This window comes from Bradyrhizobium pachyrhizi (genome assembly GCF_001189245.1).
Lineage (GTDB): Bacteria > Pseudomonadota > Alphaproteobacteria > Rhizobiales > Xanthobacteraceae > Bradyrhizobium > Bradyrhizobium pachyrhizi.
In genome coordinates, this window is record NZ_LFIQ01000102.1 from 571 (window position 1) to 1,115 (window position 545).

The window sequence follows — 545 nt, forward strand, 5'->3', positions numbered from 1 at the left end:
CTTTGCGCTCGATGCGACCGACACGACCACTGCCGACGGCGATGGCATCGGGCAGGGCGCGCAGATTCTGCTGAACCAGGTCGGCAACACGATCACCGGCTCGGTCGGCGGTACCGATTATTTCACGATCGCGATCGATCCCTCGACCGGTATCGTGACCTTCACCCAGCTCAACAACATCTGGCACTCCGATCCGACCAACCCGGATGACGCCGCGACGCTGACGCTGTCGCGTCCGGAAATCCTGCAATTGGTGCAGACCATCACCGATGCCGACGGCGACAGCGTGACGACGTCGCTCAACCTCGGCTCCGGTGTGTTCGCAATCCAGGATAGCGGTCCGACCGCGGGCACGGTGATCGCGGCGGCGGATACGTTGGTTCTGGACGAGACCCGTCCCGTCGGCACGGATACAGCGGGCGGCTCGGCGCCGAGCGGCCTCGACACCGTGACGGCAGACTTCTCGAACAACTTCTCAGCCGGCAGCTACGGCAGCGACGGTCCGGGCAACACGACCTACACGCTGAAGCTCACCGGCGCCAACG

1 protein-coding gene is annotated in these 545 nt (G+C 65.0%); it reads left to right on the forward strand.

All coding sequences use genetic code 11. From position 1 onward, the window contains the following. On the forward strand, nt 1-545 hold a 545-nt coding region (locus AKL29_RS25515), incomplete at both ends, for a DUF5801 repeats-in-toxin domain-containing protein (RefSeq protein ID WP_244482409.1).